The following is a 401-nucleotide window of genomic DNA, read 5'->3' on the forward strand; positions in this document are numbered from 1 at the left end:
GACCGAGGCCGCCCGCGCCACGGAGCTGCCGGCGTCCACGGCGCTGCGCCTGCTGCGCAGCCTCGAGGGATCCGGCTTCGTGGCCCGCGACGACGACGGCGCCTACCGCCCCGGCGTGCGCCTCATCCAGCTCGGGGCGCGGGCCTTCTCCCGGGACTCGCTCGTGCAGCTGGCCCGCGGGCCGATGGACCACGTCGTGGCCGCCACGGGCGAATCCGTCTACCTCTCGGTGACGACCCCTCCGGACTCCGCCGTCTACCTGGCGATCGTGGAGGGCACGCACTCGGTCCGCCACACGAACTGGGTCGGACGCACCGTCCCCCTGGCGGGCACGGCCGTGGGCGACGCCCTGCGCGGCAGCGTGGCCGCGGGGGACTACACGCTGCGCACCCGTTCCGTGG

The 401-nt window shown here is 76.1% G+C and carries 1 protein-coding gene; it reads left to right on the forward strand.

The window, feature by feature from the left end:
- Window positions 1–401: helix-turn-helix domain-containing protein (locus GVL05_RS19920; RefSeq protein WP_159574254.1), on the forward strand; the 401-nt coding region annotated here is incomplete at both ends.

Source organism: Curtobacterium sp. 18060 (genome assembly GCF_902706105.1).
Taxonomy (GTDB): domain Bacteria; phylum Actinomycetota; class Actinomycetes; order Actinomycetales; family Microbacteriaceae; genus Curtobacterium.